Source organism: Actinocrinis sp., from assembly GCF_035605935.1.
Classification (GTDB): Bacteria; Actinomycetota; Actinomycetes; order Streptomycetales; family Catenulisporaceae; genus Actinocrinis.
On the sequence record NZ_DATNGK010000233.1, the window covers coordinates 1 to 14370 of the forward strand.

The 14370-nt window shown below is 67.6% G+C and carries 10 protein-coding genes and 1 pseudogene; 1 reads left to right on the top strand and 10 read right to left on the bottom strand.

Annotation, left to right across the window (positions count from 1 at the left end):
• From VN779_RS18660 to VN779_RS26525, 10 genes and pseudogenes are all read right to left on the bottom strand, one after another.
• Positions 1 to 1834 (bottom strand): sensor histidine kinase (locus VN779_RS18660; RefSeq protein WP_414639716.1); only part of this gene is annotated, 1834 nt, incomplete at its 3' end.
• A 77-nt stretch (positions 1835 to 1911) separates the two neighbouring features.
• Positions 1912 to 2568: a K(+)-transporting ATPase subunit C gene (kdpC, locus tag VN779_RS18665; RefSeq protein ID WP_325725065.1), complete on the bottom strand. Its 657-nt coding sequence runs from the start codon at positions 2566 to 2568 to the stop codon at positions 1912 to 1914.
• A gap of 4 nt (positions 2569 to 2572) precedes the next feature.
• Positions 2573 to 4702 (bottom strand): potassium-transporting ATPase subunit KdpB, encoded by a 2130-nt coding sequence (gene kdpB / locus VN779_RS18670; protein WP_325725067.1) that lies wholly within the window; start codon positions 4700 to 4702, stop codon positions 2573 to 2575.
• Positions 4703 to 4705: 3 nt separating this feature from the next.
• Positions 4706 to 6370, bottom strand: a complete 1665-nt coding sequence (kdpA, locus tag VN779_RS18675; RefSeq protein ID WP_325725069.1) for a potassium-transporting ATPase subunit KdpA — start codon at positions 6368 to 6370, stop codon at positions 4706 to 4708.
• A 103-nt stretch (positions 6371 to 6473) separates the two neighbouring features.
• Positions 6474 to 6563, bottom strand: a complete 90-nt coding sequence (gene kdpF, locus VN779_RS18680) for a K(+)-transporting ATPase subunit F (RefSeq protein ID WP_325725071.1) — start codon at positions 6561 to 6563, stop codon at positions 6474 to 6476.
• Entirely contained in the window at positions 6553 to 6642 is a 90-nt protein-coding gene (locus VN779_RS26520) for a potassium-transporting ATPase (protein WP_349260848.1), read from the bottom strand. The genes kdpF and VN779_RS26520 overlap by 11 nt, the downstream gene beginning before the upstream one ends.
• A gap of 318 nt (positions 6643 to 6960) precedes the next feature.
• Positions 6961 to 8376, bottom strand: coding sequence for a glutamate decarboxylase (locus VN779_RS18685; RefSeq protein WP_325725073.1), 1416 nt, complete (start codon positions 8374 to 8376; stop codon positions 6961 to 6963).
• Between the two features lie 139 nt (positions 8377 to 8515).
• On the bottom strand, positions 8516 to 10609 hold the full coding sequence (locus VN779_RS18690) for a cellulose binding domain-containing protein (RefSeq protein ID WP_325725074.1): 2094 nt from the start codon (positions 10607 to 10609) through the stop codon (positions 8516 to 8518).
• A 378-nt stretch (positions 10610 to 10987) separates the two neighbouring features.
• Positions 10988 to 11566, bottom strand: coding sequence for a DUF4232 domain-containing protein (locus VN779_RS18695; RefSeq protein ID WP_325725076.1), 579 nt, complete (start codon positions 11564 to 11566; stop codon positions 10988 to 10990).
• A gap of 321 nt (positions 11567 to 11887) precedes the next feature.
• A pseudogene (locus tag VN779_RS26525) lies at positions 11888 to 12061 on the bottom strand (YegP family protein); the annotation flags it as partial.
• 270 nt (positions 12062 to 12331) lie between these two features.
• Between VN779_RS26525 and VN779_RS18705 the strand changes: the two are divergent.
• On the top strand, positions 12332 to 14296 hold the full coding sequence (locus VN779_RS18705; RefSeq protein WP_325725078.1) for a hypothetical protein: 1965 nt from the start codon (positions 12332 to 12334) through the stop codon (positions 14294 to 14296).
• Positions 14297 to 14370: the final 74 nt, after the last annotated feature.

Consider the following 14370-nt stretch of genomic DNA (forward strand, 5'->3'; position numbering starts at 1 on the left):
CGGCCAGGCTCTCCGCCTCGGCGGCGCTGCGGGCGAGGCGGCGGCGTTCCAGTGCCGCGGTGGCCTGCGCCGCGAAGGCGGTCAGCACGCGCTGGTCGTCGGCCGGGAGGGTTCGCCCGCGCAGCACGATCACCGCGTCCGCGCCAGCTTCGACGACGGTGTCCGCCTGCGCGGGACACAGCGCGAGATCGGCGCCGGTACTGGCGACCAGCGTCCAGCGGTTGGGGTCGTCGTTCTCGTCGGGAAGATGCGGCGAGGAGTGTTCGGCGACACGTTGGAGCAGCGCGACGGAGGCCATGCCGAAGGTTTCCCGGAACCGTTGAAGCAGGGCGCTGATGGTCTCGTCGCCGCGCAGCACCGCGACCGCGAACGCGTTCAGGGTCTCGGCCTCGGCGGCGGCGTTGGCGGCGCGCCGGGTCTGCTTGGTGGCCAGGTCGACCACCGAGGCGACCGTGAGTGCGACGAGGGCGAACACGACCAGCGCGATGACGTTGTTCGCCTCGGCGATGGTGATCGAGTGGACCGGCGGGATGAAGTAGTAGTTGAGCAGCATCGAGCCCCACAGCGCCGCGATCAGCGCGGAAAGCAGGCCGCCGAGCCGCGCGATGGCCACGGTGGCGACCAGGAAGATGAGCACCTGGCTGGTGAGGTTCACGCCGTGGCGTACGGTCGTCAGTGCGAGAGTGAGCAGTGGCGGCACGACGAGCGCCGCCAGGTGACCGCGCCAGCGGCCGTCGCCCCAGCTCGCTTCACGCAGCGGATTGGGCGGCAGCCAACGCGCGCGCCGCCGCGAGGTCTTCGGCTCCTCGTGCGTGACCATGTGCACGTCGATGTCTCCGGAAAGCCGGATCGTCGTCTCGCCGATGCCGCGCCCGGTCAGGAAGCGATTGACTCGGCTGCGCCGGGATGTGCCGAGCACCAGCTGGGTGGCGTTCTGGGCGCGGGCGAACTCCAGCAGCGCACGCGGCACGTCATCGCCGACGATCGGATGGTAGGTACCGCCGAGTGATTCGACGAGATGACGCTGCGCTTCGAGGGCCGCCTGGCTGATGTCCGCGGACAGTCCGTCGGAGCGGGCAATGTGCACAGCCATCAGTTCGGCGCCGGTGCCGCCGCTTTTCGAGGAACGCGACGCGATGCGGGCCGCGCGCCGGATCAGCAGCTCACCGGCGTCGTCACCGGGCAGCGCCACCACGACCCGCTCGCGCGCCTCCCAGACCGCGCCGATCCGATGGTCCTCGCGATACTGCTGTAAGCCCTCGTCGACACGATCGGCTACCCACAGCAGCGCCAACTCTCGCAGAGCCGTGAGATTCCCGACGCGGAAGTAGTTGCCGAGCGCGGCATCGACTTTCTGCGCGGCGTACACGTTGCCGTGCGCGAGGCGCCGACGCAGCGACTCCGGGGACATGTCCACCAGCTCGATCTGGTCGGCGGAGCGCACCACCTCGTCCGGCACCGTCTCGCGCTGCGGAACCCCGGTGATCCGCCGCACGACATCGTTAAGTGACTCAAGGTGCTGAACGTTGAGAGTAGCTATCACCTCGATCCCGGCGTCCAGTAACTCCTGCACGTCCTGCCACCGCTTGGCGTGGCGGCCGCCGGGAACGTTGGTGTGCGCGAGTTCGTCGACGAGCGCGACCTGTGGCTTGCGGGCCAGTACCGCGTCGAGGTCCATTTCGCGCAACTCGCGGCCGCGATAGCCGCGCAGCAGCGGCGCGATCACCGGCAGCCCCTCGGCCAACGCGGAGGTGTGCGGCCGTCCGTGCGTCTCAACCAGCGCGACGATGACGTCGGCGCCGCGCTCGATCCGGCGATGCGCTTCTTCGAGCATCTTGTACGTCTTGCCGACTCCGGGTGCTGACCCGAGGTAGATCCGCAGCTTGCCGCGCACGCGCCCGCTCTCCTCGGCTAGTGGGAGTAGGGGTATTCGGCGTCGAGAGCCAGGTTCAGCTCCAGGACGTTGACGCCGCTCTCGCCGAGGAAGCCGAGGTCACGGCCCTCGGTGTACTGCTTCACCAGGGCGTCGACCTGAGCGGGCGAGACGCCGCGGGTGGCGGCGATCCGGCGCTCCTGCTGCTGCGCGTTGAGCGGTGTGATCTCGGGATCGAGGCCGGAGGCGGAGGTGGTGACGGCGTCGGTGGCGACTTCGCCGGGGGCGACGACATAGCCGCCGACGGAGTCGAACACTGACATGGTCTTCCGGTTGGCCGCGATGTTCGCGGCGAGCTTGTCGCTGTTGGGGCCGAGGTTGCTTCCGGCGGATTGAGCGGGATCGCAGCCGTAGTCGTTCTGCGCGCCGGAAGGCACGGCGTCGGATGGGCGCGGCTGGAAGTATTGCGGCAGTGGATTGCCCTCGCCGTCGACGAATTCCTGGCAGAGCAGTTTCGAGCCCACGCTTTGGCCCCTGCCGTTCGTGATCAGCGAGCCGTCCGCCTGGTTCTTGAACGCGGCCTGCGCGACGCCGGTGACGATCAGCGGATAGGCGACGCCGCAGATGGCCGTGAGAACGAGCAGCGCGCGCAGCGCGGCGAGGTGGCGCAGAACGGCGCCGGGGAGACGGTTCATGCTCTTACCTGCCCATTCCGGGGAGCAGCTGGATCACCAGGTCGAGCAGCTTGATGCCGACGAAGGGGATCACCAGGCCGCCGAAGCCGTAGATCCACAAATTGCGGCGTAGCAGCGCGCTGGAAGAGGAGGGGGTGTAGCGCACTCCGCGCAGCGCCAGCGGAATCAGTGCCACGATGATCAGGGCATTGAAGACGATGGCCGAGGTGATCGCGGACTGCGGGCTGTGCAGATGCAGGATGTTGAGTTTTCCCAGGCCGGGAAAGACCCCCGCGAACATGGCCGGCACCATCGCGAAGTACTTGGCCACGTCATTGGCGATGGAGAAGGTGGTCAGTGCGCCCCGAGTGATCAGCAGCTGCTTGCCGATCTCCACGATCTCGATCAGCTTGGTCGGGTTGGAATCCAGGTCCACCATGTTCCCGGCCTCCTTCGCGGCCGAGGTGCCGGTATTCATCGCCACGCCGACGTCGGCCTGCGCGAGCGCCGGGGCGTCGTTGGTGCCGTCGCCGGTCATCGCGACCAGCTTTCCGCCCTCCTGCTCCTTTTTGATCAGGGCCATCTTGTCTTCCGCAGTGGCCTCGGCGAGGAAGTCATCGACCCCTGCTTCGTCCGCGATCGCCTTAGCGGTCAACGGATTGTCGCCGGTGATCATGACGGTCTTGATGCCCATCGTGCGCAACTCGGCGAAGCGTTCCCTGATGCCGGCTTTGACGATGTCCTTGAGGTGAATCACGCCGAGGACCCGCGCTTGGCCGTCGTGTAACTGCGCGACGACCAGGGGAGTGCCGCCGGAGCCGGAGATCGCGTCCACGATCTGGCCGACCCCGTCCGCGGGGTGGCCGCCGTTTTCGCGCACCCACTTCATGACCGCGCTCGCCGCGCCCTTGCGGATGCTCGCGCCGCTCTGTCCGTCCAGCGCCGGCAAGTCGATGCCTGACATCCGGGTCTGCGCGGTGAACTCCACGAAGGTTGCGTCGTGCACCTCGCGGCCGCGCAGTTGGTACTCCTCCTTGGCCAGCACGACGATTGAGCGGCCCTCGGGCGTCTCGTCGGCGAGGGAGGAGAGCTGCGCGGCGTCGGCGAGCGTCGCGAGGTCGACCCCGGGTACGGGCACGAACTCACTGGCCTGCCGATTGCCGAGGGTGATGGTGCCGGTCTTGTCCAGCAGCAGAGTGTTGACGTCTCCGGCGGCTTCGACCGCGCGACCGGACATGGCCAGCACATTGCGCTGTACGAGGCGGTCCATGCCCGCGATGCCGATCGCCGAGAGCAGCGCGCCGATCGTGGTCGGGATCAGCGCGACCACGAGGGCGACCAGGATGACCAGCGACTGCGGGGCGCCTGAGTAGAACGCCATCGGCTGCAGTGTCACGACGGCGAGCAGGAACACGATGGTCAGTGAGGCCAGCAGGATGTTGAGCGCGATCTCGTTCGGCGTCTTCTGCCGCGCCGCACCCTCCACCAGCGCGATCATCCGGTCGATGAAGGTCTCGCCGGGCTTGGTGGTGATGCGCACCACGATCCGGTCGGACAGCACGCGAGTGCCGCCGGTGACGGCAGATCGGTCTCCGCCGGACTCGCGGATGACGGGGGCTGATTCACCGGTGATCGCCGACTCGTCCACCGAGGCCACGCCCTCGACCACGTCCCCGTCGCCGGGGATGATCTGCCCGGCCTCGACGACGACGTAGTCGCCGAGCTTCAGTTCGGTGCCGGCGACTTCCGTCTCAGGGCCAGTGCTCCCCGGCTCCCAGGAGGTCAGGCGTCGGGCGACGGTGTGCGTCTTGGTCTTGCGCAGCGTCGCGGCCTGCGCCTTGCCCCGGCCCTCGGCGACCGCCTCGGCCAGGTTCGCGAACAGCACGGTCAGCCAGAGCCACGCGGTGATCGACCAGGCGAAGACCGAGGGATGCGCGATCGCGCCGTACGTGGTCAGCGCCGATCCGACTTCGACCACGAACATGACCGGATTCTTCAGCTGTACGCGCGGATCCAGCTTGCGCAGCGCGTCCGGCAGCGAGATCCACAGCAGCTTGGGGTCGAGAAAGCCGCCGGCGATGCGGCGCTGCTCCTGTGGCGCGGGGGCCTGGGGTCCGGGCGCTGAGGGCGCCTGAGTGGGCGTTATCGTCGCCATCTGTTACTTCAGTCCTTCTGCGAACGGGCCCAGCGCAAGCGCCGGGAAGTAGGTCAAACCGACGACGATCAGCACCACGCCGAGCAGCATGCCGACGAAGAGCGGCTTGTGCGTCTCGAGCGTTCCGGCGCAGGCCGGGGTGAGTTTCTGCTTCGCGAGCGAGCCGGCCAGCGCGCCGACGAAGATCATCGGCAGGAACCGGCCGAGCAGCATCACGACGGATCCGGTGATGTTGAAGAAGGCCGTGTTGCCGTTCAGGCCGGCGAAGGCGGATCCGTTGTTGTTGGCCATCGAGGTGAAGGCATAGAGGATCTCGGTCAGGCCGTGCGGTCCGGAGTTGTTCATCGAGGCCCGCTCGCCGGGCAGCGCGATCGCGATGCCGGTGGCGATCAGCGCGACGGCTGGGGTGGCCAGGATGTAGAGCGCCGCGTACTTCATCTCGGCCGGGCGGATCTTCTTGCCCAGATACTCCGGCGTGCGCCCGACCATCAGACCCGCGATGAACACGGTGACGATGGCCAGGATCAGCATGCCGTAGAGCCCTGATCCGGTGCCGCCCGGGGCGATCTCGCCCATCATCATGTCGAACAGGGCCATGCCGCCGCCGAACGGGGTCAGCGAGTCGTGCATGTTGTTGACCGCGCCGGTCGAGGTCAGCGTGGTGGAGGCGGTGAAGAGGCTGGATCCGGGAATGCCGAAGCGCACTTCCTTGCCCTCCATCGCGCCCTTGGCCGCCGCGACCGCGTTGCCCCAGCCGCGCGCCTCGAACCAGGTGATCAGCGCGGCGGAAGCGGCCCAGAGCGCCGCCATCACCGAGACGATCGCATAGCCCTGCTTTGGCGAGCCGACCATCTTGCCGAAGGTACGCGGCAGCGAGAAGGAGATGACCAGCAGGCTGTAGATCTCCAGCCAGTTGGTCCAGCCGTTCGGATTCTCCAGCGGGTGCGCGGAGTTGGCGTTGTAGATCCCGCCGCCATTGGTCCCGATCTCCTTGATCGCTTCCTGAGACGCGGTCGCGCCGGTGTAGAGGCTCTGCTGGCCGCCGGTGACCGTGGTGAGGGTGTGTACGTGGTTTGACAGCTCCTGCGGGATTCCGGAGGCGACCATGATGATCGCGACGACGAACGCGAAGGGCAGCAGCAGCCGCAGGTTCAGCCGCGTGAGATCCACCCAGAAGTTGCCCACCCGGTCGGTCTGCCTGCGCACGAAGCCGCGGATCAGCGTGGCGACCAGGCAGATGCCGACCGCGGCCGAGACGAAGTTCTGCACGGCGAGCCCGGCGAACTGCGCGGTGTAGCCGAGGGTGTTCTCGCCCGAGTAGTTCTGCCAGTTGGTGTTGGTGACGAAGGAGGCGGCAGTGTTGTAGGCGAGGTTCGCCTGCATCGCCGGCATGCCTAACGCCAGCATCAGATGGTCCTGGACGCGCAGGATCAGGTAGAGCAGCAGGACGCCGACCGCGGAGATCGCCAGCATCGAGCGCACGTACACCGGCCAGGTCTGGTCGGCGTCGCCGTCCACGCCCATGAGCCGGTAGAGGAACCGCTCGATCCGCCAGTGCTTGGGGGAGGTGAGGATGTGGGCGATGTAGTCGCCGAGCGGGCGGTACGAGACCGCGAGGGCGAGCACGAGGAGTCCGGCTTGCAGCCAGCCGGCAGCAACGACTGACATGGTCACAGCACCCTTTCTGTGCCGTCGATCTCGCTTCGCTCGTTCTCGGGCATCGCTGTGTTTGTTTCTGAGCCGTCGATCTCGCTTCGCTCGTTCTCGGGCATCAGAATTTCTCCGGCTTCACCAGTGCGATGACCAGGTACGCGGTCAGCAGCACGGACACGACCAGGCCGATGATGTTCTCAGCGCTCAAGTCGCTCGACCCCCTTGACGATCAGGGCGAGCACGGCGAACACCGCGACCGTCAGGACGACGAAGGCCACGTCGGCCATCTCGGGCTCCTACGAGTAATCGACGGTGCGCGGAGCCGGATCCCGGCCGCACGCACAGGCCCGCATCCGGGCCGCGTGATCCATGGAACCGCCGAATTAACCGGTTTCCTCGGTCACTCACAAAGCTCTAACGGCCCCGGGTCGAATCTCCACGCCTGGTAGACGCCGTGCGGACTGCTGCCTAGCCGGCCGTATGCGCCGCGTTAGAGACGCGCGAATTCGGCACGTGAACCCGTTGAATCGACGCCAGAGATACCGCCGGTCAGCGCGTCGGCGTCAGCGTCAGTGCCGCTTTCAGTGCCGGCGTCAGTGTCAGGCTCAGTGGTGGAAGGCGGTGCGGTTCTCCACGCCGTGCTCGCTCATCGGTCCCGGCTGCCGGTGGAGTTCGGGCAGCAGGCGGTTGAGGTCCGCGAGTAAGAGGTCTGCCAAGTCCTTGGAGAATCCGTTGCGGCACACCACTCGGATGACCGCCAGGTCCTCGCGGTTCGCCGGGAATGTGTACGCCGGCACCTGCCAGCCGCGCTCGCGCAGCCGCCGTGAGACATCGAAGACGTCGAACGCCTTCACCTCGTCCCGGGTCGTGAACGCGAAGACCGGCAACTGGTCGCCGCGGGTCAGCAGCCGGAACGCCCCGCTCGCCTCGATGCCGTCCGCGATGTGTTCGGCCACGTTGCGAGCCGCCTGCTGCACTGCGCGATAGCCGTCCCAGCCCAGCCGCAGGAAGTTGTAATACTGCGCCACCACCTCGGCCCCGGGCCGGGAGAAGTTGAGGGCGAAGGTCGGCATGTCGCCGCCGAGGTAGTTGACCTTGAACACCAGCTCCTCGGGCAGCGCCTCCTTGTCCCGCCACAGCGCCCAGCCGACACCGGGATATACGAGGCCGTACTTGTGGCCGGAGGTGTTGATCGAGGCGACCCGCGGCTGCCTGAAGTCCCAGGTCAGCTCCGGGTCGAGGAACGGCGCGACCATGGCTCCCGAGGCGCCGTCGACGTGGACCGGGATGTCGAGGCCGGTGCGCTCCTGCAACGCGTCCAGCGCCGCGCAGATCTCCGGCACCGGCTCGTAGCTGCCGTCCATCGTCGAGCCGAGCACCGCGACCACGCCGATGGTGTTCTCGTCGCACATCGCCGCCGCGGTCTCGCCGTCGAGGTGGTAACGCTCGCCCTCCATCGGGACCAGCCGCGCCTCGATCTCCCAGAAGTTGCAGAACTTCTCCCAGCAGACCTGCACGTTGATGCCCATGACCAGGTTCGGGCGAGCCTGGCCGCTGGCGTACCGGTCGGCGTTGCGCGGATTGCGCATCCAGCGGCGCTTGAGGGCGAGGCCACCGAGCATGCACGCTTCGCTCGAACCGGTGGTGGAGCAGCCGACCGCGGCCTGCGGATCGGGGGCGTTCCACAGATCCGCCAGGATCGCCACACAGCGGCGTTCGAGTTCGGCGGTCTGCGGATACTCGTCCTTGTCGATCATGTTCTTCTCGGCGCACTCCGCCATCAGCGCCGTGGCTTGCGGCTCCATCCAGGTGGTCACGAAGGTGGCCAGGTTGAGCCGGGCGTTTCCGTCGAGCATCAGCTCGTCGTGCACGAGCCGGTATGCCATCGAAGGCGGCATCGGACCGTCGGGCAGCCGGTGCGCCGGCGGCGCGATCTCGAGGGCGCCGAGCGGGTCGGCCTCCGAGAACAGCGGATTGACGGATAGACGGCGATCGCCTTGGTGTCCCTCATGAAGTGGCACCGGTCCACCATCCCACTGGTCCGCGGTGAGCGCGAGCGGTCCGCGCTACAAGTGTTAGCGGCGGGGTGGCAGCGGCGCGGGGCCGGCGCAACGTACGCGCCGGCCCCGCAGAGTTCACCTACCTGTCAGCCTGCTGCGGTCAGCCGACCGTGCAAGCGTTGCCGTTGACGGCGAACGCGGTCGGTGAGGCGTTGCTGCTGGACCAGGTTCCTTGGAAGCCGAACGAGGCCGAGCCACTGGCCGGTACGGAGCCGTTGTAGCTGACGTTGGTCGCCGTGACCTTGGTGCCGCTCTGGCTCACCGTCGCATTCCAGGCGTTGGTCACCTTCTGGTCGCCTGGCCAGGTCCAGGTGACCGTCCAGCCGGTCCACGCGCTCGTGCCGGTGTTCGCGACGGTCACGTTCGCGGTGAAGCCGCCGCCCCAGGAGTTCGGCGCGTAGGTGACCTTGCATCCGCCGGACGAGGTGGACCCGCTCGTGGTCACGGCGAGGGTGCCGGAGCGCGCGGATCGGTTGCCCGCGGTGTCCTTCGCGTAGACGGCGAAGGTGTAGCTGGTCGAGGGAGTCAGGCCACTGATTGTCGCCGCGTTCGTGGTCGGCGAGGCGAGGACGGTCTCGGTTGCGCCGTTGACGCTCACCACGTCGTACCCTGCGATGCCCGCGCTACTGGTCGACGCGGTCCAGCTCAGGTTGACCGAGGTGGACGTGATGCCCGAAGCCGTCGGTGTGCCGGGCGTCGTGGGCGGGGTCACGCTCGTGCCGGGCTTGAGGGAGATGACGGCGGCGCTGTACGGCGCGATGCTCTGCGAGGCGGCGCTACCGCTGGCCGCGGTGATGATCGACGTGCCGGGAGGTGCGAGAGTGGCCACGCTGGGTGCGCCGGATGCCGGGGTGAAGCCGGCGTAGCTCAGCGCGACGTTGTAGCTGTTGGCCGGGTCGGTGTTGACCAGCAGCACTCGCATCGAGCCGTCCGCGGCCTTGACCGCGTACGACTTGACCAGCGACTGGCTGGAACTCGCCGAGACCAGGGTGTCGCCGGGGTGGATGAACTGGCTCAGCAGCTGCATGCCGTAGTAGGCGGGGAACGGGGTGTCGGCCGCCGGTTCGCAGACCTGCGCGCCGTTGAGGGTGCCGCAACTGCCGTCCGCCAGTACGCCGTAGTCGCCGTAAGTCGCGCTGCCATAGAGGGAGGAGCCGTTGTCGCCGGTGGTCACGATGCCGTTGTGGATCTGCCACCAGTCCACGCTCGCCACGCCGCTTTGCAGCCAGCCGAGGTAGTCCTGCTCCAGATACAGGGCATTGACGATGCTCAGCGTTTGCTTGCCAGGGTTCGAAGACACCGAGTTGGTCTCGGTGATCATGATCGGCACATTGGCGCTACCGCTGTACTGGCTTAGCGAGGAGCGCAGGCTGGAGACCATCGTCGGGATCTGCGACGCGTCGCCCAGCAGTCCGGAGTCGGTCGGCCCCGGCGGAGTTACCGTGCTGGGGTTCTGCGGGTACCAGTGCACGTCGGCGAAGCCGATCTGGTTGCCCAGCGCGGAGAGCACGGTCTGGTTCCAGGTCTGCGGGCTGCCACTGTTGGTCACCCCGTCCGGCCAGTTGCCCGGCGCGGTCAGCACGACGCCGATCACGATGCTCGGGTCGACCGCCTTCATGGCACTGATGTAGGCCTTGGCGTTCTGCGCGTAAACCGCGGGACCGCAGTTGGTCGGGCTGGTGGCGGAGGTGCAGTGCTTGTCCGGTTCCCAGCCGGTGCCGCCGTAGGTGCCGTTGCCGTAGATCTCGTTGCCGATTTCCCAGTACTTGATGCCGTAATGGTGCGTGACGTTGGCGTAGCGCACCCAGTCCGCGGCCTCCTGCGCGCCGGTTTCGGCAGGGCTCTGCGACGCGCCCATGGTGTCGCCGGTGCCGTAGTTGACGGTGATCATGCCCTGCGCGCCGCTCTGGCTCAGCAGCGTGGCGTACTGGTCGAAGTTCACCGACTGCGCCTGGCCGGAGAGCACGTCGGTGTTGGTCTTCCAGTTGTACGTGTCCGACGAGGTACCACCTGGGAAGCGGATCAAGCCGATCCCGGCGTTCTTCATCAGACCGGGCACGGCGGCGTCGACCAGCTTCGAGTCATAGACCGAGCCGTTGGTGCCGATCCCGGTCGCGGGCACCGTCGCCAGCGACTGCCCGGCGTTGACGCTCACGCTCGCGGCGCCCACCGCACCCGCCGCGTGCGGTGTCACCGCGCTCGCCTGGACAGACGCTGCCGCGAGCGCGGCCGTGGCTGCTAACGGAAGCACGGCCGCGGCGAGCACGCCGCGGCGGGCTCGAGGTTTTTGTGTTCGCGCAGCATCTGTGCGCCCTGCGATGGTCATCGACGGTGCCCTCCGACGAGTGGGGAATACTGCTCAGCCGGTGGTGCCCGGCCAAAACGGCAGGATTGGTTCCGCTGGCGCTGATCGTCAAGCGTCCTGAACGAATCGCGATCATCGCGCAGCCCAGTGGAGGGCAGGCGTCGAAACTTACGCGCGGCCGACCTGTGTGCCGTCAGACACCGCGGAGCCGGGTACGCCGCATTGCGTTCGGCGTGCCCGGCTCCGCTCTTCTGCGGCAGGCTTGGGTCAGTTGCTCGTGTAGAGGGGAATTCCGACGCCGGCGGAGACGGGGTCCACGCGCAGGTAGTTCGCTCCGCTCTTGGCGCAGGCCTCGAAGGCGAATGGCAACTCGACGGACGCCTTCTGGTTCGGCGGGTAGATACGCAGTCCGAAGGCCTGCGTCGGCCCGCAGATGTTCGCCGGGTAATTTGCGACATCCACGATCTGCAGTATGACGTGCGAGGTGCTGCCCGGGGTCAGCAGTACGGTCCTGGGCGTGATGCGGTGGTCCCAGCTCGCCGGAGTGCCGAGCTGGGCGCCGCCGGCTTTGATGCCGGAGACTCCGGGAAAGCCGTACAGCGTGCAGCTCGTGGTGCCGATGTCAGAGAACTCCACCGGGAGGTAGAAGCTGCCGGCGGTCCCGCTGGGGGGTTCGCCGTACCAGACCCTGAGTTGCGAGGTCGCGCACGCGGCGACCCGAGCTCCCGTGTGCGAGGCGGAGACGGTGGCGGCGCTCGCCGCCACGCTGCCGCCGAGTGCGGCCGCGGCCACCACGCCGACGACCAGGCCGGCGAGCCGCGAGAGAGGTGTCCATTGTCGATTCAAGGCGCGTTCCCCTTTCGGTCTTCGGGGGCGAAGCCGATCCGCGCACGCCACCCGAAACCCCCGACCGGAGTCATCCGGTCACACAGAGAGACGTCCATCGCGCCAAACGGTTGAAAGGAAACGCGAAGGAGCCGGGTACGCCGCATTGTGTTCGGCGTACCCGGCTCCGGTTGCCTACTGGAGCGCTACCGGCTAGTGGTGGGCCATGTGCTCCGCGGACGCTGACGCGGTCGGCGCCGCGGCCGGCTTGTTCGCCTTGGGTGCGGGCTTGGGTGTCGGCTTGGGCGACGGGCTCGGCGTCGACTTGGCCGGCGCGCCCGTCATGTCCTGGACCGACGCCTCCGCGGCGTGGCGCCTGATCGACTCGATGCCGCTCATCGCCGCGGTCTTGGACTCGTAGGCCTCACCGACCGCGATGATCTCCCCGTTGCCGGCCTTGAGGCGGAAGCGGAACTTGCCCTTCGCATCCGTGTAGAGCTCGAACTTCCCGGCCATGCCCTGTCCTTTCTGTCGCTGGGCGATGACAGATCGAGACTCGCCGCCTTCGCGGCGCGGCGCACGGCGGCCGGTCCATCTAGGTGACCGGGCGCCTTCCGCATCCTCTTGACACTCGTGTAACGCGAGTGTTCACTGTCGCGATGGAGAGCGCTCTCCGCCTTTGGCTGGACAAAGCGCCGATCCGGGACTTTCGGGGGGTCCGAGCTGCACGTTGACGTAGTACCGTTCAGCACGCTTGTCACCGGAATCGTTTACGGAGCTGTGAACATGATCAGATCTCGATGGCGCGTCGGCATGGCGAAACCGGCCGGCGCGAGCCGCCAGCGCCCGGACCTGCGCTTGCGGCCGCGGCGCGCGGCGGCCGTGGTGGTCGCCGCGCTGGCGCTCGTCGCGGGCAGTGCGGCAACCGCCGGCGCCGCGAGCGCCGCCACGGCCGGGCGCAATACGGCTTCGCCGAGCACTGCCGGCCACGATTTCGGGCTCCCCGGCCTTCCGAAAACCGGCGGCAGCCTCGGGCCGAACGTGATCGTGTTCACCCCGGATCTGCCGCAGACCCAGATCCAGGCGACCCTGGACAATCTCGCCAACCAGCAGGTCCCCAACCAGTTCGGCAGCCAGCGGTACGCGGTGCTGTTCTCTCCCGGTACCTATGGTTCGAGTGCTGATCCGCTGGTCTTCCAGGTCGGCTTCTACACCAGCGTCGCAGGGCTCGGCATCAACCCTGGCGACACCGTGATCAACGGCTCGATCGACGTCTACAACCAGTGCTTCGCCCCGGACAACTGTGTGGCGCTGGACAACTTCTGGCGGTCGGTCTCCAACCTGACCATCAACGTGGCCGGCCAGTCGGGCTGCAAGGGCAACACCGAGTTCTGGGCCGTCTCGCAGGCCGCACCGCTGCGCCGGGTACATGTCAACGGTCTGGTAAGCCTGATGGACTACTGCGACGGCTCCCCGGACTACGCCAGCGGCGGCTTCATCGCCGACTCGCAATTCACCGGCAGCACCGTGATCAACGGCTCCCAGCAGCAATACATCACCCGAAACTCCGCGCTGGACGGCTGGACCAACGGAGTGTGGAACCAGGTGTTCTGCGGCGACTCCGGCGCGCCCGCGCAGAGCTTCGCCTCGAACTCCGGCCTTTCCGGCGGCCCGGCGCCCTACACGACGCTGGCCACGTGCCCGGTGACGCAGGAGGAGCCGTATCTGTACCTTGATTCCGCGGGCAAGTACCGCGTCTTCGTGCCCTCCGTTCAGCGCAGCTCGAACGGGCCGACCTGGTCGGCGACGACGCAGACCGCCGGGACTTCGCTTTCGCTCAACTCCTTCTACGTGGTCAACCCGAGCAGCACGGTCGCGCAGATCAACACCGCGCTCGCGCTCGGCGACAACCTGCTGTTCACCCCCGGCGTCTACAACATCCCGCGCACCATTCACGTGCTCTGGCCGAACACCAAGATCATCGGCCTTGGCTTCCCGACCCTCATCCCGACCAGCGGTAACGTCACCATGGACGTCTCCGGCGTCGGCGGCGTCAACCTCTCCGGCCTGATCTTCGACGCCGGACCGGTCAAGTCGCCGTCGCTGCTCACCGTCGGCTGGAAGGGCTTCCCGCTCAGCCACTCAGCGGACCCGGTGACCGTGGACGACGTGTTCTTCCGGGTCGGCGGCGAGCAGGCCGGCTCGGTGAAGGACGCCTTCGTCGACAACAGCGACAACTCGATCATCGATGACGTCTGGATCTGGCGCGCGGACCATGGCGCCGGGGCCGGCACGTGGACGGGTGACCAGGGCGACACCGGGCTGATCGTCAACGGCGACCACGTCACCGCGTACGGCCTCGCGGTCGAGCACTTCCAGAAGACCGAGACAGTCTGGAACGGCCAGGGCGGCACCGTGATCTTCTTCCAGAACGAGAACCCCTACGAGGTGCCGGATCAGGCCTCGTGGATGGCGAGTGCGACCCAGAAGGGTTATCCGGCCTTCTACCTCCCGAACCGGGTGACCAGCTTCCAGGGCTACGGGATGGGCAGCTACTCGTTCTTCAACCAGGGCGCCGACATCGAGAACGCGATGGCTTTCCAGGCGCCGAACGCGCTCGGCGTGCAGTTCCACGACATCCTGACGGTGTTCCTCAACGGCTCCGGCGGCATCCAATCGGTGATCAACGGCACGGGCGCTGCCGTCAACTCATCGTTCGGCGGCCCAAGCGACGTGGTCAGCTACCCGTAGCGAGGCGCTGAAACCGACGCCCCCGGCTCACCGCATTAGGCGGGGCCGGGGGCGTCGTGTCGTCGCCGGCTGAC

Coding starts and splice junctions, on each gene's coding strand:
- kdpC (WP_325725065.1), bottom strand. CDS start 2,568: ATGAACCGTCTCCCCGGCGCCGTTCTGCGCCACCTCGCCGCGCTGCGC.
- kdpB (WP_325725067.1), bottom strand. CDS start 4,702: ATGGCGACGATAACGCCCACTCAGGCGCCCTCAGCGCCCGGACCCCAG.
- kdpA (WP_325725069.1), bottom strand. CDS start 6,370: ATGTCAGTCGTTGCTGCCGGCTGGCTGCAAGCCGGACTCCTCGTGCTC.
- VN779_RS26520 (WP_349260848.1), bottom strand. CDS start 6,642: ATGGCCGACGTGGCCTTCGTCGTCCTGACGGTCGCGGTGTTCGCCGTG.
- VN779_RS18705 (WP_325725078.1), top strand. CDS start 12,332: ATGATCAGATCTCGATGGCGCGTCGGCATGGCGAAACCGGCCGGCGCG.